The organism is Castellaniella sp. S9, from assembly GCF_027257175.1.
GTDB lineage: Bacteria > Pseudomonadota > Gammaproteobacteria > Burkholderiales > Burkholderiaceae_B > Castellaniella.
The window spans coordinates 189,570-210,862 of sequence record NZ_JAPFGD010000008.1 but is presented as its reverse complement, the minus strand read 5'-3'; the positions used below and the strand labels follow the sequence as shown (position 1 = coordinate 210,862).

Genomic DNA, 21,293 nt, shown 5'->3' with positions numbered 1-21,293 from the left:
CTCAGGAGCTTTTTATGGCTTTCTTGCAATCGCCCTCGGGACGGATGTCATGGCCGGTTCTGTTCGTACTGGCCGTCTCGCTGGCGGCCTGCGGCGAAAAACCCCAGGAAGGCGGCATGCAAGGCATGAAGGTTCCGGTCAGCGTCGTCCAGGTCCAGCCGGCCCCCACCCCCGTCTTTACCGAGTTGCCGGGGCGGGTGCAGGCCATCGAGGATGCCGAGATCCGCGCACGGGTCACCGGAATCGTCCAGGACATCGAATTCGAGCAGGGCTCCACAGTCAAGGCCGGCCAGTTGCTGTTCACCATCGACCCCGCGCCCTACCAGGCGGCGCGCGACCAGGCGGCCGCGCAGCTGAAAAGCACCCAGGCGACCGTCAAGACCGCAAAACTGCTGGCCCAGCGGTATGCCAAGCTGATCAAGGAACACGCGATCAGCCGGCAGGAATACGACAATGCGGTGGCGCAGGCCGACGAGGCGAGCGCCGCGGTCGCGGCCGCGCAGGCCGCGCTGGACGCCGCCGAGATCAACCTGGGCTATACCCGCGTGACCTCGCCCATCGACGGCACCACGGGCAAGTCCCTGGTCACCGTGGGCGCTTTGGTCAGTGCCTCCTCGGCGACGCACATGGCGACCGTACAGCGCCTGGACCAGGTCTACGTGGACGTCACCCAGTCGACCACCGAACTGTCCGACATGCGTCGCAGAATCGCCGACGGCGACCTCACCCCCGACGCCAACGGGGCTGCGCCGGCGCAAGTGCTGCTCGATGACGGCGACGTCTACCAGCATGAGGGCAAGCTGCTGTTTTCCGGCGTGTCGGTCGATCCCGGCACCAGCCAGGTCACTCTGCGGGCGCAGTTTCCCAATCCGGACCAGATCCTGTTGCCCGGCATGTATGTGCGCGTGCGCCTGAAGCAAGGCGTCGACGAGCAGGCCCTGACCGTGCCGGCGCAGGCCGTTCAGCGCGGCGGCGACGGACAGAGCGCGCTGATCGTGGTCAAGGACGGCAAGGCGGTGATCACGCCGGTCTCGATCGGGCCCTTGTACCAGGGCCGCTACATCATTTATCGCGGCATCAAGGCGGGCGACCAGGTCGTGGTCGAGGGCTTCCAGAAGATCCGTCCGGGCGCGCCGGTGCAACCCATGCCCTGGAATCCGGACGCCAAGGGCGGCGCGCCGGGGGCCGCGCCAGGCGGCCACGCAGGCCAGCCGGGCGCTCAGGCGCCGGGCGCAGCGGGCCAGGCGGGGCCGCAATCCGGCCAGCAGTCTCAGCAGAACGGTGAATCGGCGGGTTGACGGCCACGCTGACGCATGCGCGACATCAACCTGGATTCATAGCGAGTACTCATGCCACAGTTTTTCATTGATCGACCGATCTTCGCCTGGGTGGTTGCCCTCGGCATTGCGCTGGCCGGCATACTGGCGATCCCCAACATGCCTGTCTCGCAGTACCCCGACGTGGCGCCGCCCACTATTTCGGTGCTGGCGACCTACCCAGGCGCCTCGGCCAGCGAGGTCGCCACCACGGTCGCCAGCGTCATCGAAAACGAGCTCAACGGCGCCAAGGGGCTGCTGTACTACGAATCGGTCAGCGACTCGAACGGCATGGCCGAAATCAGCGTGACCTTCGAGCCGGGCACGGATCCCGACCTGGCGCAGGTCGACGTCCAGAACCGGATCTCGAACGTCACCGCCAAACTGCCGGCGGCCGTGATCCAGCAGGGGCTGAAGGTCAGCCAATCGACGTCGAACTTCCTGCTGGTGGTCACGGTGTCGTCCAAGGACGGCTCGATGAAGGACGTCGAACTGGCGGACTACATCACACGCAACCTGCAGAACCCCATTTCCCGCGTCAAGGGCGTGGGCAAGTTCCAGTTGTTCGCCTCGGCGCGCGCCATGCGGGTCTGGGTGGACCCGCAAAAACTCGTGGGCTACAAGATCAGCATGGCCGAAGTCAGCGCCGCGATCTCGGGCCAGAACATGGTGATTTCCGGCGGCATGCTGGGTTCGCCGCCCAATCCGGATGCGCAGCGGGTGACCGCGCCGTTGGTCGTCAACGGCGAACTGTCGACGCCCGAGGAATTCGGCAACATCATCCTGCGCGCCAATGCCGACGGCTCGGCCGTCCGCATCCGGGACGTGGCCCGCGTCGAGCTCGGCTCGGACAACTATCAGTTCGGCGCCCGCTTGAACGGCAAGGCGACCGCCGCCTTCGCCATTTCCCTGACGCCGACCGCGAATGCGCTCGAGACCGCGAAGCTGGTCAAGGCCAAGATGGCCGAGCTCTCCGAGTTCTTTCCCGACAACATCACCTACGCCATTCCCTACGACACCTCGCCCTACGTCGAGGTCTCGATCGAACAAGTCGTCCACACGCTGATCGAGGCCATGGCCCTGGTGTTCGTGGTGATGTTCCTGTTCCTGCAGAACGTCCGCTACACGCTGATCCCGGCGCTGGTGGTGCCGGTCGCCATCATGGGCGCCTTCGCCGTGATGCTGGGCCTGGGATTCTCGATCAACGTGCTGACCATGTTCGCCATGGTGCTGGCGATCGGGATCCTGGTGGATGACGCGATCGTGGTGGTCGAGAACGTCGAGCGCATCATGGTCGAGGAGGGGCTGCCGCCGCGCGAGGCCACCAAGAAAGCCATGCCGCAGATCAGCGGCGCCATCGTGGGCATCACGCTGGTGCTGACCACCGTGTTCCTGCCGCTGGCCTTCATGTCGGGCTCCGTAGGCATCATCTATCGCCAGTTCTCGGTCGCCATGGCCGTGTCCATCCTGTTCTCGGCCTTGCTGGCGCTGACGTTCACGCCGGCCCTGTGCGCAACGATACTCAAGCCCATCCCCAAGGGCAGCCACGAGGCCAAGCGCGGCTTCTTCGGCTGGTTCAACCGCTCGTTCGAGCGCACCACCAACGGCTATACGGGATGGGTGGGCCGCAGCCTCAAGCGCGGCGGGCGCATGATGCTGGTCTTCCTGGTGCTGGCGGGCGTCATGGCCTGGATGTACATGCGCCTGCCGACCTCTTTCCTGCCCGAGGAGGACCAGGGCTACGTGATCGCCAATATCGAGCTGCCGGCGGGTTCGTCGGCCAACCGCACGATCGAGGTCATCGAGAAAGTCGAGGCCTACTTCCAGCAGCTGCCGCAGGTGGCCAACATCGTCACCGTGCAGGGCTTCAGCTTCAACGGCAACGGCCTGAATTCCGCCATCGCCTTCGTGCCGCTCAAGGATTTCTCGGAACGCCAGGGGGAGGGCGACTCGGCCATGGCGATTTCGGCGGCGGCCATGGGCAAGCTGCTCTTCGGCATTCCGGACGCCATGGTGTTCTCGATCGTGCCGCCGGCGATTTCTTCCCTGGGCAACGCCTCGGGTTTCGACTTGCGCCTCGAGGATCGCGGCGGTATCGGGCATGATGCCTTGCAGGCGGCCACCCAGCAGCTCCTGCAGCTGGCCTCGCAAAGCTCGATCGTCACCGATGCGCGGGTCACCGGACTGGGCGCGGGGCCGCAGCTCAAGGTCTCCATCGACCGCGACAAGGCGGCTGCCCTGGGCGTGGATTTCTCCGAGGCGGCCTCGCTGCTGTCGGCGTCGCTGGGCTCGGCCTATGTGGGCAAGTTCACCAATACGGGGTGGGTGCAGAATATCTGGGTGCAGGCCGATGCCAAGGACCGCATGAACCCCGACGACATCCTCAAGCTCAACGCCCGCAACCAGCAAGGCGACATGGTGCCGCTGTCCGCCTTCGTCTCGATGGAATGGACGCGCGGGCCGGTGCAGGTGGTGCGTTACAACGGCTATGAGTCCATCCGGATCGGCGGATCCGCCGCGCCGGGCTATTCCACGGGCGAGGCCATGGCCGAGATGGAGCGCCTGATCACGCAGCTGCCGCCGGGCCTGGGCTATGAATGGACGGGCTTGTCCTATCAGGAGATCCAGGCGGGCAACCAGACCGCCATCTTGCTGGGGCTGTCGGTGCTGGTGGTGTTCATGGTGCTGGCGGCGCTCTACGAGAGTTGGGCGATTCCGCTGTCGGTCATGCTGGCGGTGCCCCTGGGCATGCTGGGGGCGGTGATGCTCAGCAGCCTGATGGGCAAGGCCAACGATGTGTATTTCCAGGTGGGGATGGTGACCGTGATCGGCCTATCGGCCAAGAACGCGATCCTGATCGTCGAATTCGCCAAGGACTTGTACGCCAGCGGCGCAGGCTTGATGGAATCCGCGGTCGAGGCCGCGCGCCTGCGCTTCCGGCCCATTCTGATGACGTCCTTCGCCTTCATCCTGGGGGTCGTGCCGTTGGTGCGCGCCGACGGTGCCGGCGCCGCGAGCCAGAACGCGGTGGGCCTGGGCGTGCTGGGCGGCATGCTGGCGGCCACGCCGCTGGCCGTGATTTTCGTGCCGACTTTCTTCGTGGTGATTCTGAAAGTGTTCAAGACCAAGCCTAAGCTGCTGGGCCACCAGGCCCCACACATTCCGACACGCGCCGAGGACCGGACGCAAGGGGAGTCGTCATGAGCCGCCTTCGCTATCCGCGTCTGCTGCTGAGCGCGGGCCTGGCCCTGGCGCTGGGGGCCTGCTCGCTGGCGCCGACCTATGAACGGCCCGCCGCTCCCGTGCCCGACCGGTTTCCCGATGCGGGCGCGGCCAGCGCCCCGGCGCTGCCCGAATGGCGGGCGTTTTTCAAGGACGAACGCCTGCACGCCCTCATCGAACTGGCGCTGGACAACAACCGCGACCTGCGCATTGCCGTCGAGCGCATCGAAGAGGCGAGGGCGCAGTACGGCATCACCTCGAGCGACCGCCTGCCGACCATCGGCCTGCTGGGCACCGGCCAGAGCACGCGCAACCCGCCCGACATGCGAAATGGCGGCGTGAATTCGCCGTCGGTCAGCCGGGCCTACATCGCCGGCATCGGCATGACCTCGTTCGAACTCGATTTCTTCGGACGGGTGCGCAACCTCAGCGAGGCGGCCTACGAGCAATACCTGGCGACCGATCAGGCGCGCCGCACGGTACAGATCAATCTGATCGCCCAGGCGGCCGAGGCCTACTTCCGCCTGCGCGCGTCCAACGAGCTGCGCGCCCTGATGGAAAAGACGCTGGAGGCCCGCGAGGGTTCGCTGCGCCTGGTGCAGGCCCGCTTCGACATGGGCGTGGCCTCGGAACTCGATCTGTCGCAGGCGCGCGGGCAGCGGGACACGGTCCAGGCCGACCTGATCGCCATCGAGCGCCAGACGGCTCAGGCCGCCAATGCGCTGCAGCTCATCCTGGGAACGCCGATCCCGGCGAACCTGCCGGCGCCGGCGACCTTCGGGCGCGACCAGCTACTGGCCTCGGTGCCCGCTGGCCTGCCGTCGCAACTGCTGGACCGGCGGCCCGACATCATCGGCGCCGAACATGCGCTCAAGGCCGCCAACGCCCAGATCGGCGCCGCGCGCGCGGCGTTCTTCCCCAATATTTCCATCACCGGCCTGCTGGGCTTTGCCAGCCCCGAACTCAATGCGCTGTTCGGCGGCAGCCACCGGTATTGGCAGTTCTCGCCGCAGATCCAGATGCCGCTGTTTGCCGGCGGCATCAAGGGCAACCTGGATCTGGCCGAGGCCCGACGCAACATTGCCGTCTCGACCTACGAAAAAACCATCCAGACCGCGTTCCGCGAGGTGGCCGATGCCTTGGCGGGCGAGGCCACGTACGCCCGCCAACTGGACGCCTTGCGCGAGACCGAGGCCTCGGCGATCAAGACGCTCGACCTGTCCAAGCTGCGCTACGAGACCGGCGTGGACAGCTTCCTGCAGGTCCAGACCGCCGAGGTCAATCTGTACGGCATCCAGCAGGCCTTCGTCCAGCTCGGCACGGATGCGCTGTTCAATCGCGTCGAGCTCTACAAGGCGCTGGGCGGCGGCTGGCAGCAGGACACCCCGGTCCAGGCGGGGGCTCAAGACGGGCAGGCACCCATGCAGGCCTCATGATGGAACTGGGCGTCAATATCGACCACGTGGCCACGCTGCGCCAGCAGCGCATGACCCGCTATCCGGACCCGGTGCAGGCGGCCCTGCGCGCCGAGGACGCGGGCGCCGATCTCATTACCCTGCATCTGCGTGAGGATCGCCGCCACATCCAGGATGCGGACGTGTGGGCGATACGCCCGGTGCTGCGCACGCGCATGAACCTGGAATGCGCGATCACGCCCGAAATGCTGGACATCGCCTGCCGGCTGCGGCCCGACGATGTGTGCCTGGTGCCCGAGAACCGCCACGAACTCACGACCGAGGGCGGGCTGGACGTGCTTGGGCATTTCGCCGAGGTGCGCGCCGCGGTCGATCGGCTGCACGATGCCGGCGTCCGCGTGTCGCTGTTCATCGATCCCGAGGCTGCGCAAATCGATGCGGCCGCGCGTGCGGGGGCGGGCATTGTCGAATTGCACACCGGCGCCTATGCCGACGCCGCCGAGGACGCGCGCGAGGCGCAGCTCCAGCGCCTGCGCACGGCGGTCGCCGAGGGTGTGCGCCAGGGCCTGCGGATCAATGCGGGCCACGGCCTGCATTACGACAACGTCACGCCTGTCGCGGCCATGCCCGGCATCTCGGAACTCAATATCGGCCATGCGATCGTCGCCCAGGCGGTGTTCGATGGCTGGGAACCCGCCATCCGCCAGATGAAGGCGCTGATGGTGGCCGCGGCCCGCGCCTGAGCGCGGCGCCCGATCGCATCTCCGGAGGACCTTGCATGATTCCCGATACCCTGAACACCCTCTTGTCGCGCCGTTCCGTCAAGTTCGTGCAGGCGCCGGGCCCGACGGACGAGCAACTCGACCTGATCCTGCGCGCCGCCATGCGCGCGCCGGACCATGGCGCCGTGCGGCCCTGGCGCTTCGCCCTGGTGCGTGGCGCCGATGTCCCCGCGCTGGTGGACGTCGCCGTGCGGGCCGGCGAGGCGGCGGGCACGCCGCTGCCCGAGGCCAAGGCGGCCAACGGCCGCAAATGGCTGTCGCGTGTGCCGCTGGTCATTGCGATCGCCTGCGTGCTGGATCATGACGGGCGCATCCCCGATCACGAGCGGATGCTGGCGACCGGCACCGCGGTGGGCAATATGCTGAACGCCGCGCATGCCCTGGGCCTGGGCGCGTTCTGGAGCACCGGCGTGGGCACGTACATCGACGGCGTGGGCGAGGCGCTGGGCTTCGACGCGCTGGATTACCGGTTCATGGGTTATTTGTCCATCGGCACACCCATCGATCCGGTCGAGGCCGTCGAACGGCCCGACTATCGCGATTTCGTATCGGAGTGGCACGCCGCCTGATCCGCCGGCCCCTGCGGCGGGACGGACGATACTAGCGCTAGCGCAGCAGCGGCCGCAGCGCGGCCAGCAAGTCCTCTTGCGATTCGCTGTCCGAAGCCAGCCAGCGCGCGCGGCCCTGCTGGTCGAAGCAATAGATTCCACGGCTGTGGGCGACCTCATAGGGCGCCCCCGGTTCGGTCGAAGCGGGGCGTTCGATCTGATAGGCGACCCGGTAGCGCCTGGCCAGGTCGGCAATCGTCTTTTCGTTGCCGGTCAGGCCGATGGCGTGGGGATCGAACTGATCGACATAGGCCTGCAGGATGTCGGGCGTGTCCCGATGCGGATCGACGCTGACGAACAGAATCCTGACCTGGTCGGCCTGCGGCCCCAGCGCCTCGGTCACCTGGGCCAGTTGCGCCATGGTGGTGGGGCAGATGTCGGGACAACTGGCATAGCCGAAGAACATCAGCACGACCTTGTCGGCGAAATCGGCCTGCGTGACGGTGGCCCCGCCCGCGCCTTGCAGCGTGAACTTCAGGTCGGGCAGGAAGCCGCGCACCGGATGGACCTCGGCGGCGGCGGGACCCAAACCGAGGACCGCCAGGCAGAAGGCGGCGGCGCAGCGCGCCAGCAGGCGGCGGAGGGCGGCGGGCATCATGCCGTCTCCAGGCCGCTGTGGCGCAGCAGTGCCTCGATGCTGGGCGGCCGCCCGCGAAAGGCCTCGAAGGATCGGGCGGCAGGGCGCGAGCCGCCCACCGCGATGATCTCGTCCAGATAGCGCCGGCAGGTGGCGGGATCGAAAATATCGCGCTGCCCCTCCGCATCCCGGGGGGCGGCTTCCTCGAAGGCCGCGAAGGCGTCCGCCGACAGGACCTCCGCCCATTTGTAGCTGTAATATCCCGCACCGTAGCCACCGGCGAACAAATGCGAGAATGCGTGCGGAAAACGGTTCCAGTCCGGCGGGATCAGCAGGGCCACTTCACGGCGCACCGCATCCAGTGTATCCAGCACGCCGCCGATCGGCAGGCCCTCGGCGCGCGTGTGGATGAGCATGTCGAACAACGCGAACTCCACCTGCCGCAGGGTCTGCAGGCCGCTTTGGAAATTGCGGGCGGCCAGCAGCTTGTCGAAGAGTTCCCGGGGCATGGGTTTGCCGGTGTCCGCATGGCGGGTCAGGTTGCGCAGCACCCCCCATTCCCAACAGAAGTTCTCCATGAACTGCGAGGGTAGCTCGATGGCATCCCACTCGACCGCGGCAAAGGCCGAGGCGCCGGGCTCGTCCACCCGCGAGAGCAGGGTATGCATCGCATGTCCGCTTTCGTGGAACAGGGTGATGACGTCGTCATGGCTGAGCAGCGCCTCGCGCCCGCCCTGCGGCGGCGCGAAATTGCAGGTCAGCCAGGCCAGGGGCGTGTGCAGGCGCGCGCCGCGGCGGCGGCGGTCGCGCTCGCTGTCGACCCAGGCGCCGCCTTGCTTGCCGGTGCGCGCGTAGAGGTCCATGCCGAGGCGGCCCAGTTCGCGGCCGTCGGCGTCGCGCACGCTGTAGATCCGGGCGTCCGGATGCCAGACGGGCGCTTCGCAGGCGACCAGGCGCACGCCGAACAGGGTGTGGATGACGCCGAACAGGCCGTCGAGGACGCGGGATTCGGTGAAGTATCGGCGCACCTCGTCGTCCGAATAGGCATAGCGCTGCTCGCGCAGGCGCTCGGAGGCGTAGGCGATGTCCCAGGGCTGTAGGTCCGGGAGGCCGAGTTCGGCGGCGGCGAAGGCGCGCAGTTCCTCCAGATCGCGTTGGGCACTGGGCCGCGCGCGGGCCGCCAGGTCGCGCAGGAAGGCCAGCACCTGCTCCGGGTCATCGGCCATGCGCGTTTCCAGGCGCAGGCCGGCGAAATCGCGGTATCCGAGCAGGCGCGCTTCCTCGGCGCGCAGAGCGAGCAGGGATTCGATTTGCGCGGAGTTGTCGTAGCGGGTGTCGCCCTGGTCCGAGGCGCGCGTGGCGTAGGCGCGATAAAGGTCGTGGCGCAGCTCGCGGTCGTGCGCATGCTGCATGGCCGGCAGGTAGCACGGCATGTGCAGCGTGAGCTTCCAGCCCTCGGCGCCGTCGGCGCGCGCGGCCTCGCGGGCGGCTGCCGTCACATCCGCCGGAATCCCCGCCAGGCGGGCCTCGTCGGCGATCAGCAGCGACCAGTGATCGGTCGCGTCCAGAACGTTCTCGGAAAATTTCTGGGACACCTGGGCCTGGTGTTCGGCATTGCGGGCGTAGGCCTCGCGTGCCTCGCCCTCGAGTTCCACGCCGCTCAGGCGGAAATCCCGCAGCGCCAGATCCACGATGCGGCGGCGCGTCGGGCTGAGGGCCTCGTACGCCGGCCCCGCCGCCAGTTCCCGATAGCGTCGATACAGTCCGGCATGCAGGCCGACCCAGGTCGAAAATTCGCTCATGAGGGGCAGGCAGGCGTTGTAGGCCTCACGCAATTCGGGCGTATTGACCACGCTGTTCAGATGGCCGGCGACCGACCAGGCACGATGCAGGCGCTCGGACGGATCCTCGATCGCCTCGACGAGGTTTTCCCACGTGGGGGGCCGGGTGTCCGCGGCAGCGGCATCGATCGCCGCGCGGGACTCGGCGACCAGCTCGCGCAGCGCCGGCTGGATGTGCTTGGGGCGTACGGCCGCGTAGTCCATGATTGCATCGGCCGGGACGAGCAGGGGGTTTCCGGCGGGAGTGACGGTATTCATGCGGGCAATGATGGGGGCGAGGCCCCGGAATTTCAAGTCGCGGCGCTGCGCTCGGCCGCCTCCAGGGTGTTGACCAGCAGCATGGCAATGGTCATCGGTCCGACCCCGCCGGGCACCGGTGTGATTGCCGAGGCCGCTTGCCGCGCGGATTCGAAGTCCACGTCGCCGGCCAGTGAACCGTCCTCGAGGCGGTTGATGCCGACGTCGATGACGACGGCGCCCGGTTTCACCATGTCGCCCGTGACGATGCCCGGCCGGCCGGTGGCCACCACCAGGACGTCGGCGCGGCGCGTCTGCGCGCCCAGGTCGCGGGTCTTGGAGTTGCACAGCGTGACCGTGGCGCCGGCCGCCAGCAGCAGCATGGCCATGGGTTTGCCGACGATGTTGCTGGCGCCCACGATCACCGCCTCGGCGCCGCGCAGCGCGACGCCTTCCGATTCCAGCATTCGCATCACGCCGTAGGGCGTGCAGGGACGAAACAGCGGCCGCCCGGTCATCAGCAGGCCGGCGTTGCTGACGTGAAAGCCGTCGACGTCCTTGCCGGCGGCGATGGTTTCGATCACCAGGCCGGTGTCGATGTGGCCCGGCAGCGGCAGCTGCACCAGGATGCCATGGATGGCGGGATCGGCGTTCAGGTCCTCGACCACGTTGAGGAGTTCTTCTTCGGGCGTGTCGGCGGCCATGCGGATGACGCGCGAGACCATGCCGGCCGCCTCGCAGGCGGCGGCCTTGTTGCGGACATAGACTTGCGAGGCGGGGTCGTCGCCCACCAGCACCACGGCGAGTCCCGGCGTGACACCCTTGGCCCCCAGGGCCTGGACGCGTTCGCGGACCTGCTCGCGGACCTGCGCCGAGAGGGCCTTGCCATCGATGATGCGTGCGCTCATGGGCTTATTCCTCTTCGGTCTTGGCCAGTGCGATCTTCATCAGATCGGCCACGGTGGTGACTTCGAGCTTTTCCATGATGTTGGCGCGGTGCGCCTCGACGGTCTTGATGCTGATGTTCAGGTCGCCGGCGATCTGCTTGTTCAGCCGCCCCGCGACGATGCGTTCGAGCACTTGCTGCTCGCGGGCGGTCAGCCGGTTGAGCACGGCCTGCTGGTTGCGGTGCGCCTGCGCCTCGCGCACCCGCTCGGCGGCCTGGGCGAGCATGCCGGCGACGATGTTGCGCAGGTCGGCCTCGTTGAACGGTTTTTCGAGGAAGTCGACGGCGCCTTTCTTCATCGTCGACACCGCCATCGGCACGTCCCCGTGCCCGGTGATGAACACAATGGGCAGCGGCGCCTTGCGCGCGATCAGGGCTTCCTGGAGCTCGAGGCCGCTCATGCCCGGCATGCGCACGTCGGCGATCAGCACTCCGACCATCTCCGGATCGTAGGCCTCGAGGAATTCCTCGGCGGCGGCAAAACTGCGGACCTGGTAGCCATTGGCCTCGAGAAGCCAGCGCAGGGAATCCCGGACGGCTTCGTCGTCATCGACAATGTAAATGGTGCTGGGCGCTTGGGCTTGGGTCATGCGTACTGCTCCTCTGTGGTTTCGTCGGGTTGCGGCCTTGGCGGCGCCTTGGGCAGAGTGAAGCGGAAGATCGTCCCGCCCTCTGGATTGGCGCTGGCCCACAGGCGGCCGTGGTGCGATTCTATGATGGTGCGACAGATGTTCAGACCCATGCCCAACCCTTCGGACTTGGTGCTGTAGAAGGGCTCGAACAGCCGTTCGGGGCTGCGCAGGCCGTGGCCGCGGTCGATCACCGCGATTTCGACCTGGGGGTCCTGGTCGGTGACCGTCAGGTGCAGGGTACGATACTCGCTTTGCTCCATGGCTTCCACACCGTTCTTCAGCAGATTCAGCAGCACCTGCTCGATCAGGATCGGATCGGCCAGCACCTCGGGCAGAGGATCGGGCAGGTTCTGGGCGATGTCGATGCGGCGCTTGCGGGCGTCGATGTCGGCGAAGCTGACGGCGTTCTCGAGGATGCGCGCCAGGGCCACCGCCTGGCGCCGGGGCTCGCTGCGCTTGACGAATTCCCGGATGCGGCTGATGATCTTGCCCGCGCGCTCGGCCTGCGCCGAGGCCTTTTCCAAGGCCTCGAGCAGGGCCTCGGGCCGTCCCTTGCCCGATTTCAACATCGCGGCGGCCGCCATATTGTAGTTACTGATGGCGGTCAGCGGCTGGTTCAGTTCATGGGCCAGCGACGAGGCCATCTCGCCCATGGTGGTCAGCCGGCTGGTCAGCTGGGCTTTTTCCTGCTGTACCCGCAAGGCTTCTTCGTGTTTGCGCCGTTCGGTGATGTCGCGCGCCACCTGCAGGCGCACCCGGCGCGAATCGGTCCAGGCCAGCATGCGATGGTGAACCTCGAACCAGCGCTGGGCCGACTGCGAGAACAATTCCATGGTCTCGTCGGTGAAACGGCCCAGGCGCCCGCCCAGCAGTTCGGCGTGGCCGCTGGCCTGGGCGCCGAACAGCCGGCGGTAGGTGCGGTTGGCGAACAGCAGCTCCAGGCCCTCGGGCGTGTCGGCGACCACCGAAATCGCGTCGTCCAGGCCCTCGAGCACCGTCATGAAGCGTTCGTGCGCCGCGGTCAGCGCCTCGCGGATGCGTTTGGGCTCGGTGATGTCGGTCATGGAGGTCATCCAGCCGATCTGCTCGCCGTTGGGGTCGCGCAGCGGCGAGACGTACATGCGGGCGGTGAAGCGCGAGCCATCGCGGCGCTGGGCCTCGATTTCCAGCCCACTGCTGGGGGTGCGTCCGGACAGCAGCTGCGCGAGGACCTCGCGGTGATGATCGTGACGGCCGGGCAGCCAGTACGGAAACGGCGCCGTGCGGCCGATCAGGTCGGCCTCGTTCCAGCCGATCATGCGGCAGAACGCCGGATTCACATAGGCGATGCGCCCCTGCATGTCGAAGACCCGCATGCCGGTGGACATGGAATTTTCCATCGCCCGGCGAAAGCCGGTCTCGGCGATCAGCGCGGATTCGGCCTGCGTGCGGAAACGCGTATAGCGCCAGAGCGCCAGCAGGCTGAACACGATCACCAGGGACAGCGCCGCCACCACCATCAGCAGGCGCTGCTGGCGGGTTTCCTGATCAATGGTCACGAACATCACGCTGTCGCTTTGCAGGCGCTGCAGCCAGATGAAAGCGCCCATCACGCACAGATACAGCACCAGGACGACGACGGGCGTCAGCCAGTACAAGCCCCGCCGGCTGTGACGGGCGTGCTCGTAGAATGTCGTGGGAATCAAGGACTTGCGATTCGGGATGGCCATGGCGGGGAGCTTAGCGCGATTGCGTCATTTTAGTCGGGAAAAGGGCTTCCAATTTTTCACATAATAAAAATTCATATCATAGAATGAAATTTTACTTGTACTATCCGGGGGTGTTTCCTAGAATGACGCAGAGATGCCCGGCAAACCCGCCAGCCGCGGGCGCTGTCGCGCGTTCCTAGGCACCGAATACCAGTCGTCGACGCGATGCGTGGTCGCGTCCTGAATCACTACACCGGAGACACACGATGTCCTCTCTCGACCAAGACAAGGCGGCCGCCACCCCCGCGGACACCGACAAACAGGAAACCCAGGAATGGCTGGACGCGCTGGAAGCGGTGCTCGACCGCGAGGGCGCGGAACGTGCGCACTTCCTGATTGAACGTCTGATCGATCTGGCGCGCCGCTCGGGCGCCCACATCCCGTATTCCTTGAATACGGCTTACGTGAATACCATTCCCCCGGGGCTCGAGCCCCCGCACCCGGGCAATATGGTCCTCGAGGAACGCATCCGCTCCTATATCCGCTGGAACGCCATGGCCATGGTGGTCAAGGCCAACAAATTCGAGCCTGCCGACGGCGGCAGCCTGGGCGGCCACATCGCCTCCTTCGCCTCGCTGGCGACCATGATCGAATGCGGCCAGAACCACTTCTGGCATGCCGAGTCGCCCGACCACGGCGGCGACCTGGTCTACTTCCAGGGCCATTCGTCCCCGGGCATGTATGCGCGCGCCTACCTGGAAGGCCGCCTGACCGAGGAAAACCTCAATTATTTCCGCCAGGAGGTCGGCGGCAAGGGCAAGGGGCTGTCCTCCTACCCGCACCCGAAACTGATGCCGGATTTCTGGCAGTTCTCGACGGTGTCCATGGGCCTGGGACCCATGATGGCCATCTACCAGGCCCGCTTCCTGAAATACCTGCACGCCCGCGGGCTGGCCGACACGACCCAGCGCAAGGTCTGGGTCTTCGTGGGCGACGGCGAGATCGACGAGCCCGAAACCCTGGCCGCCATCGGCCTGGCATCGCGAGAAAAGCTCGACAACCTGATCTTCGTCGTCAACTGCAACCTGCAGCGCCTGGACGGCCCGGTGCGCGGCAACGGCAAGATCATCCAGGAACTCGAGGGTGCGTTCCGCGGCAACGGCTGGAACGTGCTCAAGCTGATCTGGGGCGGCTACTGGGATCCCCTGTTCGCCCGTGACAAGGAAGGCATCCTGCGCCGCGTCATGGAGGAAACCGTCGACGGCGAATACCAGGCCTACAAGGCCAACGACGGCAAGTTCGTGCGCGAGAAATTCTTCGGCAAACACCCCAAGCTGCTCGAGATGGTCAGCCGCATGAGCGACGAGGACGTGTGGCGCCTGAACCGCGGCGGCCACGACCCGCACAAGGTCTACGCCGCCTTCGCCGCGGCCGCCAACCACAAGGGCCAGCCGTCGGTGATTCTGGCCAAGACCATCAAGGGCTATGGCATGGGCCACGTCGGCCAGGCCAAGAACCCCACCCACCAGCAGAAAAAGCTCGACATCGATTCGGTGCGCGAATTCCGCGACCGTTTCAACATTCCCATTCCCGACGACAAGGTCGACGAGATCCCGTACTTCAAGCCGGCCGAGGATTCGCCCGAAATGAAGTACCTGCACGAACACCGCAAGGCGCTGGGCGGCTATCTGCCGCACCGCCGCGTGAAGGCCGACCATTCGCTGCCGGTGCCGCCCCTGGACGCCTTCAAGGCCGTCCTGGAACCCACGGCCGAGGGTCGCGAGATCTCCACCACCCAGGCCTTCGTGCGGGTGCTGAACCAGATCCTGCGCGACAAGGAACTGGCGCCGCGCGTGGTGCCCATCCTGGTCGATGAATCGCGGACCTTCGGGATGGAAGGCCTGTTCCGCCAGATCGGCATCTACGCGCCCGAGGGCCAGAAGTACGTCCCGGTGGACAAGGGCCAGGTGATGTACTACCGCGAGGCCGAGAACGGCCAGTTGCTGCAGGAAGGCATCAACGAGGCGGGCGGCTTCAGCTCGTGGATTGCGGCGGCGACGTCGTATTCCGTCAGCAACTGCATCATGATCCCGTTCTTCATCTATTACTCGATGTTCGGCTTCCAGCGCTTCGGCGACCATGCCTGGGCGGCGGGCGACATGCTGGCGCGCGGCTTCGTGCTGGGCGGCACGGCCGGGCGCACCACGCTGAACGGCGAGGGCCTGCAGCACGAGGACGGCCACAGCCACATCCAGGCGTCGCTGATCCCGAATTGCGTGGCCTACGATCCGGCCTTTGCGCACGAGGTCGCCGTCATCATCCGCAGCGGCCTGCAGCGCATGATGCACGACCAGGAGGACGTGTTCTTCTACATCACGGTCATGAACGAGAACTATGCCCAGCCGGGCCTGAAGGCCGGCGACGAGGAGGGCATCCTCAAGGGCATGTACAAGCTCCAGTCCAGCGCCAAGCCCTCGAAAAAGACCCACGTCCAGCTCATGGGTTCGGGCACGATCCTGCGCGAAGTCCTGGCCGCCCAGGACCTGCTGGAAAAGGACTGGGGCGTGACCTCGGACGTCTGGAGCGTGACCAGCTTCACGGAGCTGCGCCGCAACGGCCTGGACGTGGAGCGCCACAACCTACTGCACCCGGCCGAACCGGCCCAGGACGCCTACGTTACCCGCCAGCTGAAGGACACCCAGGGGCCCATCATCGTCTCGACCGACTACATCAAGGCCTATGGCGACATGATCCGTCCATTCGTGCCCGAGGGGCGCCGCCTCAAGGTCCTGGGCACCGACGGCTACGGCCGCTCGGACTTCCGCTCGGAATTGCGCAAGCACTTCGAGATCGACCGCCACTTCGTGGTGCTGGCCGCCCTGCGCAGCCTGGCCGACGACGGCGTCATCGACATCAAGAAGTGCGCCGAGGCGATTGCCAAATATGGCATCGACGCCGACAAGGCCAATCCGCACTACGCCTGAGGAGGACACAACATGAGCACTATCGTGGAAATCAAGGTCCCCGACATCGGCGATTTCGATGCGGTCGAGGTGATCGAGGTCCTGGTGGCCCCGGGCGACACGATCGAGGCCGAGCAAAGCCTCATCACCGTCGAGTCCGACAAGGCCTCGATGGAAATTCCCGCCTCCGAGGGCGGCGTGGTCAAGACCGTCAAGGTCAAGGTCGGCGACAAGGTCAAGGAGGGTTCCGTGATCCTCGAGGTCGAGGCGGCGGGCGAGGTGCCGGCCGCGGCACAGCCCGAGGCGCAGGCCGAATCCAAACCGGCCGAGCCCGCCCCGGCCCCGACCGCCGCCCCCCGGCAGGAGGCGCCCAAGGCCGCCGCCGGCGCCGCCGCGCTGCACACCCTGACGGTGCCTGACATCGGCGACTTCGACGAGGTCGAGGTCATCGAGATCCTGGTGGCCGTGGGCGACACCGTCGAGGCCGAGCAAAGCCTCATCACCGTCGAGTCCGACAAGGCCTCGATGGAAATCCCGGCCTCCGAAGGCGGGGTGGTCAAGTCCGTCAAGGTCAAGGTCGGCGACAAGGTCTCCCAGGGCATGGAAATCGCGGTCGTGGAAGGCGCCGGCGACGCGCCCCAGGCCGGCGCGCCGGCCCAGGAACCCGCCGCGCCGGCCGAAACGCCCGCCGTGCAGCCTTCGGCGCGCGCCGAGCCCGCGCCCGCGGCCGCCCCGGCGTCCGCCGCCGCCATGGCCTCCAGCGCCCCCGAGCGCACCTCGCCCACGGCCGCCTATGCCGAGGCCGCCGTGCCCTTGCACAACCTGCCGCATGCCTCGCCGTCGGTGCGCAAGTTCGCCCGCGAACTGGGCGTGAACCTCACCCAGGTCACTGGCAGCGGACCCAAGAACCGCATCACCGCCGATGACGTGCGGGCCCATGTCAAGCAGGCCCTGGCCACCGGCGGTGCCGGTCCGGTGGGCTCGACCCTGCCGGCGGGCGAGGGCTTCAGCGTGCTGGGCTGGCCCAAGGTCGATTTCGCCAAGTTCGGTGCGATCGAGACCAAGCCGCTGTCGCGCATCAAAAAGATCTCGGGCGCCAACCTGCACCGCAACTGGGTCATGATTCCCCACGTGACCAACAACGACGTGGCGGACATCACCGAGCTCGAGGCCCTGCGCCAACAGCTCAATGCGGAAAACAAGAAATCCGGCGTCAAGGTCACGATGCTGGCCTTCCTGATCAAGGCGGTGGTCGCCGCCCTGAGGAAGTTCCCCGAGTTCAACGCCTCGCTGGATGGCGACAACCTGGTCCTGAAGCAATACTTCCACATCGGCTTTGCCGCCGATACGCCCAACGGCCTGGTGGTCCCGGTGATCCGCGACGCCGACCGCAAGGGCGTGCTCGAACTGGCCGCCGAGACCGCCGAGCTCGCGGCCCTGGCGCGCGACGGCAAGCTCTCGCCGTCGCAGATGCAAGGCGGATGCTTCTCGATCTCGTCGCTGGGCGGGATCGGCGGCACCGATTTCACGCCCATCATCAATGCGCCCGAAGTCGCCATCCTCGGCGTCTCCCGTTCGGCGATGCAGCCAGTCTGGGACGGCGCGACTTTCCAGCCGCGCCTGATGCTGCCGCTGTCGCTGTCCTATGACCACCGGGTGATCGACGGGGCGGCTGCGGCCCGCTTCAACGCCTACCTGGCGGGCCTGCTGGCGGACTTCCGCCGCATCATCCTGTGAGGCGCCCATGAGCATCGTAGACCTGAATGTGCCCGACATCGGCGACTTCGACGAAGTCGAGGTGATCGAAATCCTGGTGGCCGTGGGCGACACCATCGAGGCCGAGCAAAGCCTCATCACCGTCGAGTCCGACAAGGCCTCGATGGAAATCCCGGCCGAGCAGGGCGGGGTGGTGCGCGAAATCCTCGTCAAGCTGGGCGACAAGGTTGCGCAGGGCAAGACCATCGTGCGCGTCGAGGCCGCGGCCGGCGAGGCGGCGCAAGCACCGGCCGCTCAGGCTGCGGCGCCTGCCGCATCGGCTGCGCCGGCGGCCCCGCAGGCTCCCGCATCTGCGTCCGCACCCGCGCCCGCCACATTCGGCGGCACGGCCGACGGGGAATACGACGTCCTGGTGCTGGGTGCGGGCCCCGGGGGCTATTCCGCCGCGTTCCGCGCCGCGGACCTGGGCTTGAAGGTCGTCCTGGTGGAACGCTATACCACCCTGGGCGGGGTCTGCCTGAACGTCGGCTGCATCCCGTCCAAGGCCCTGCTGCATACCGTCAGCGTGCTGGAAGAGGCCCGGTCCCTCGCGGCCCACGGCATTGCGTTCGGCGACCCCTCGATCGACCTGGACAAGCTGCGCGGCTACAAGGACTCCGTGGTCGGCAAACTGACCGGCGGTCTGGCCGGCATGGCCAAGGCCCGCAAGGTCACGGTGATCCAGGGGGTGGGCACCTTCGCCGATCCCCATCATCTGGCGGTGGCCAAGGCGGACGGCGGCCAGGCCACGATCAAGTTCTCCTCGGCCATCATCGCCGCCGGCAGCCAGTCGGTGAAACTGCCGTTCCTGCCGGACGATCCGCGCATCGTGGATTCCACGGGCGCGCTCGCCCTGAAATCCGTGCCGCAGCGCATGCTGATCGTCGGTGGGGGCATCATCGGGCTGGAAATGGGCACGGTCTATTCGGCGCTCGGCGCGCGCCTGGACGTAGTGGAAATGCTGCCGACCCTGATGACCGGCGCCGACCGTGACCTCGTCAAGGTCTGGGACAAAATGAACGCCCGGCGCTTCGACCACGTCATGCTCAACACCAAGACCGTGGGAGCGCAGGCCAAGGAAGACGGCATCTGGGTGACGTTCGAGGGCGAATCCGCACCCGGCGAACCCCAACGCTACGACCTGGTGCTGCAGGCCGTGGGCCGCTCGCCCAACGGCAAGGCCATCGGCGCGGACAAGGCCGGCGTGGCGGTGTCCGACCGCGGCTTCATTGCCGTGGACAAGCAGATGCGCACCAATGTGCCGCACATCTACGCCATTGGCGACATCGTCGGACAGCCCATGCTGGCGCACAAGGCGGTGCACGAGGGGCACGTCGCCGCCGAGGTCATCGCCGGCGAAAAATCCTTTTTCGATGCCCGCGTGATCCCGTCGGTGGCCTATACGGATCCCGAAGTGGCCTGGGTCGGCCTGACCGAGGAGTCCGCCAAGCAGGACGGCATCGCCGTCAAGAAAGGCTTGTTCCCCTGGCAGGCCTCGGGCCGCGCGATCGCCAACGGCCGCGACGAGGGCTTCACCAAGCTGCTGTTCGACGCGGAATCCGGGCGCATCCTCGGCGGCGGGATCGTCGGCACCCACGCCGGCGACCTGATCGGCGAGGTGGCGCTGGCCATCGAGATGGGCGCCGACGCGGTGGACATCGGCAAGACCATCCATCCCCATCCCACTCTGGGCGAATCGATCGGCATGGCCGCCGAGGCGGCCGAAGGCCATTGCACGGACCTTCCCCCGGCGCGCAAGAAGTAAACGCCGTAGGGTTGTCCGCCGGGATGCGGGCGGCGGGTGCTAATATCGGCACCTGCCGTTCCTTCCTTTTGCGCAAGACGCCTCCCGCCATGTCCTCACTCCGTCCCGCCCAGGGCGCACCGCTCGCCGCCTGGCTCGCCTATCTCGAAACCCTGCATCCCAAGGCCATCGACCTCGGCCTGGATCGGGTCCGCGCGGTCGCGCAGCGGCTGGCGCTGTCGCTGGACTGCATCAAGATCACGGTGGCGGGCACCAACGGCAAGGGCTCGACCTGCGCCATGCTCGACAGCATCCTGCTGCAGGCCGGCTATCGGGTGGGCACGTACACCTCGCCGCACCTGCTGCACTTCAACGAGCGCATCCGCATCAACGGCGAGTTCGCCGGCGACGAGCAGATCGTCCAGCAGTTCGAGCGCATCGAGGCCGCGCGCGGCGACACGACGCTGACCTACTTCGAGATGGCGACTCTGGCCGCGCTGCTGCTGTTCCAGGACCGGAAGCTCGACGTGGTGATCCTGGAAGTCGGCCTGGGCGGGCGCCTGGATGCCGTCAACATGATCGATGCGGACTGCGCGATCCTGACCAGCGTGGACCTGGACCACATGGCATACCTGGGGAACACCCGCGAGGCCATCGGCCTGGAAAAAGCCCACGTGTTCCGCCCCGGCGCGCCCGCCATCTGCGCCGACCCCGTGCCCCCCGCCACGGTGATCGAGCATGCGCGGCGGATCGGCGCCGACCTCTGGCGCTTCGGCCACGATTTCAATTATTCGGGCGATCGCCAGCAATGGGCATACGGCGGCCGCGACCAGCGCCGCAGCGCCCTGGGATATCCCGCACTGCGCGGCGCCAACCAGCTCATCAATGCCTCGGCGGCGCTTGCGGCGCTCGAGGCCCTGCACCCGCGCCTGGTGGTCACCCAGCAGGACGTGCGCCAGGGCCTGCTGCACGTCAGCCTGCCGGCGCGCATGCAGATCCTGCCAGGCCTGCCGGCGACGATACTGGACGTGGCCCACAACCCGCACGCGGTGGCGGCGCTGGGCCAGAACCTGGACAGCATGGGCCATTACCCGCACACCTATGCGGTGGTGGGCATGCTGCACGACAAGGACATCGCGAACACGCTTGCGCGCATTTCCCGCCGCATCGACCGCTGGATGTGCGCCAGCCTGGACGGCCCCCGCGGCACCACGGCCGACGAGCTGGCCGCCATCATCCGCGGCCTGACGCAAGGCGAGGCGCCCGTGGACCCCTTCATCCAGGGCGCCACGGAAGTCGGCCGCGCCGCGGGCGAGGGCTCGAAGAAACCCGGCGTGCGGGCGGCGCCGCGTCCGGCGGTGCCGGCGCGCGACGTCATCGTATCCACTTTTGATGATCCGGTACAAGCCTTTACAGAGGCTCGAAACCTGGCGACCGACAATGATAGAATTCTCGTGTTCGGGTCGTTCGCCACCGTCGGCCCGGTGCTCGAGGCCCTCAGGCTCGAGGGCAGAGACGTCATTTAATCATCGGGCGGCGCCGCCGGCCTGTATGCTTGATCCGCATG

Annotated in this window: 14 protein-coding genes; 9 read left to right on the top strand and 5 right to left on the bottom strand. The window is 67.1% G+C overall.

The window, feature by feature from the left end; all coding sequences use genetic code 11:
* Positions 1-14 precede the first annotated feature (14 nt).
* Genes OOZ48_RS14385 through OOZ48_RS14365 form a run of 5 tightly spaced genes read left to right on the top strand, consistent with a single transcriptional unit; the run spans position 15 to position 7,304 of the window.
* Positions 15-1,298 carry an efflux RND transporter periplasmic adaptor subunit gene (locus tag OOZ48_RS14385; RefSeq protein ID WP_269499495.1) on the top strand — a complete coding sequence of 428 codons (1,284 nt, stop codon included), beginning with the start codon at positions 15-17 and terminating at the stop codon, positions 1,296-1,298.
* A gap of 51 nt (positions 1,299-1,349) precedes the next feature.
* Positions 1,350-4,520, top strand: coding sequence for an efflux RND transporter permease subunit (locus OOZ48_RS14380; RefSeq protein WP_269499494.1), 3,171 nt, complete (start codon positions 1,350-1,352; stop codon positions 4,518-4,520).
* Positions 4,517-5,974, top strand: coding sequence for an efflux transporter outer membrane subunit (locus tag OOZ48_RS14375; RefSeq protein WP_269499492.1), 1,458 nt, complete (start codon positions 4,517-4,519; stop codon positions 5,972-5,974). The genes OOZ48_RS14380 and OOZ48_RS14375 overlap by 4 nt, the downstream gene beginning before the upstream one ends.
* Positions 5,971-6,696, top strand: coding sequence for a pyridoxine 5'-phosphate synthase (locus OOZ48_RS14370; RefSeq protein WP_269499491.1), 726 nt, complete (start codon positions 5,971-5,973; stop codon positions 6,694-6,696). The genes OOZ48_RS14375 and OOZ48_RS14370 overlap by 4 nt, the downstream gene beginning before the upstream one ends.
* A 35-nt stretch (positions 6,697-6,731) precedes the next feature.
* Entirely contained in the window at positions 6,732-7,304 is a 573-nt protein-coding gene (locus tag OOZ48_RS14365; RefSeq protein WP_269499487.1) for a nitroreductase family protein, read from the top strand.
* Between the two features lie 37 nt (positions 7,305-7,341).
* Here the strand turns inward: OOZ48_RS14365 and OOZ48_RS14360 are convergent, their stop codons facing one another.
* Genes OOZ48_RS14360 through OOZ48_RS14340 form a run of 5 tightly spaced genes read right to left on the bottom strand, consistent with a single transcriptional unit; the run spans position 7,342 to position 13,285 of the window.
* Positions 7,342-7,941: an SCO family protein gene (locus OOZ48_RS14360; RefSeq protein WP_269499485.1), complete on the bottom strand. Its 600-nt coding sequence runs from the start codon at positions 7,939-7,941 to the stop codon at positions 7,342-7,344.
* Positions 7,938-10,019 carry a M3 family metallopeptidase gene (locus OOZ48_RS14355; RefSeq protein WP_269499483.1) on the bottom strand — a complete coding sequence of 694 codons (2,082 nt, stop codon included), beginning with the start codon at positions 10,017-10,019 and terminating at the stop codon, positions 7,938-7,940. The genes OOZ48_RS14360 and OOZ48_RS14355 overlap by 4 nt, the downstream gene beginning before the upstream one ends.
* A 32-nt stretch (positions 10,020-10,051) precedes the next feature.
* Positions 10,052-10,906: a bifunctional methylenetetrahydrofolate dehydrogenase/methenyltetrahydrofolate cyclohydrolase FolD gene (gene folD, locus OOZ48_RS14350; protein ID WP_269499481.1), complete on the bottom strand. Its 855-nt coding sequence runs from the start codon at positions 10,904-10,906 to the stop codon at positions 10,052-10,054.
* A gap of 4 nt (positions 10,907-10,910) precedes the next feature.
* Complete coding sequence (locus OOZ48_RS14345; protein WP_269499479.1) at positions 10,911-11,534, bottom strand: response regulator transcription factor; 624 nt, start codon at positions 11,532-11,534, stop codon at positions 10,911-10,913.
* Positions 11,531-13,285, bottom strand: a complete 1,755-nt coding sequence (locus OOZ48_RS14340; RefSeq protein WP_269499477.1) for a PAS domain-containing sensor histidine kinase — start codon at positions 13,283-13,285, stop codon at positions 11,531-11,533. The genes OOZ48_RS14345 and OOZ48_RS14340 overlap by 4 nt, the downstream gene beginning before the upstream one ends.
* A 245-nt stretch (positions 13,286-13,530) precedes the next feature.
* Here OOZ48_RS14340 and aceE point away from each other — a divergent pair, with 245 nt between their 5' ends.
* From aceE to folC, 4 genes are all read left to right on the top strand, one after another.
* Positions 13,531-16,248, top strand: coding sequence for a pyruvate dehydrogenase (acetyl-transferring), homodimeric type (aceE, locus tag OOZ48_RS14335; protein ID WP_269499476.1), 2,718 nt, complete (start codon positions 13,531-13,533; stop codon positions 16,246-16,248).
* A gap of 12 nt (positions 16,249-16,260) precedes the next feature.
* A complete protein-coding gene (gene aceF, locus OOZ48_RS14330) occupies positions 16,261-17,964 on the top strand; it encodes a dihydrolipoyllysine-residue acetyltransferase (protein ID WP_269499475.1) in 1,704 nt (567 codons plus the stop codon).
* A 7-nt stretch (positions 17,965-17,971) separates the two neighbouring features.
* Positions 17,972-19,747 (top strand): dihydrolipoyl dehydrogenase, encoded by a 1,776-nt coding sequence (gene lpdA, locus OOZ48_RS14325; RefSeq protein WP_269499473.1) that lies wholly within the window; start codon positions 17,972-17,974, stop codon positions 19,745-19,747.
* Between the two features lie 89 nt (positions 19,748-19,836).
* A complete protein-coding gene (gene folC, locus OOZ48_RS14320) occupies positions 19,837-21,252 on the top strand; it encodes a bifunctional tetrahydrofolate synthase/dihydrofolate synthase (protein WP_269499470.1) in 1,416 nt (471 codons plus the stop codon).
* Positions 21,253-21,293: the final 41 nt, after the last annotated feature.

Coding starts and splice junctions, on each gene's coding strand:
- OOZ48_RS14385 (WP_269499495.1), top strand. CDS start 15: ATGGCTTTCTTGCAATCGCCCTCGGGACGGATGTCATGGCCGGTTCTG.
- OOZ48_RS14380 (WP_269499494.1), top strand. CDS start 1,350: ATGCCACAGTTTTTCATTGATCGACCGATCTTCGCCTGGGTGGTTGCC.
- OOZ48_RS14375 (WP_269499492.1), top strand. CDS start 4,517: ATGAGCCGCCTTCGCTATCCGCGTCTGCTGCTGAGCGCGGGCCTGGCC.
- OOZ48_RS14370 (WP_269499491.1), top strand. CDS start 5,971: ATGATGGAACTGGGCGTCAATATCGACCACGTGGCCACGCTGCGCCAG.
- OOZ48_RS14365 (WP_269499487.1), top strand. CDS start 6,732: ATGATTCCCGATACCCTGAACACCCTCTTGTCGCGCCGTTCCGTCAAG.
- OOZ48_RS14360 (WP_269499485.1), bottom strand. CDS start 7,941: ATGATGCCCGCCGCCCTCCGCCGCCTGCTGGCGCGCTGCGCCGCCGCC.
- OOZ48_RS14355 (WP_269499483.1), bottom strand. CDS start 10,019: ATGAATACCGTCACTCCCGCCGGAAACCCCCTGCTCGTCCCGGCCGAT.
- folD (WP_269499481.1), bottom strand. CDS start 10,906: ATGAGCGCACGCATCATCGATGGCAAGGCCCTCTCGGCGCAGGTCCGC.
- OOZ48_RS14345 (WP_269499479.1), bottom strand. CDS start 11,534: ATGACCCAAGCCCAAGCGCCCAGCACCATTTACATTGTCGATGACGAC.
- OOZ48_RS14340 (WP_269499477.1), bottom strand. CDS start 13,285: ATGGCCATCCCGAATCGCAAGTCCTTGATTCCCACGACATTCTACGAG.
- aceE (WP_269499476.1), top strand. CDS start 13,531: ATGTCCTCTCTCGACCAAGACAAGGCGGCCGCCACCCCCGCGGACACC.
- aceF (WP_269499475.1), top strand. CDS start 16,261: ATGAGCACTATCGTGGAAATCAAGGTCCCCGACATCGGCGATTTCGAT.
- lpdA (WP_269499473.1), top strand. CDS start 17,972: ATGAGCATCGTAGACCTGAATGTGCCCGACATCGGCGACTTCGACGAA.
- folC (WP_269499470.1), top strand. CDS start 19,837: ATGTCCTCACTCCGTCCCGCCCAGGGCGCACCGCTCGCCGCCTGGCTC.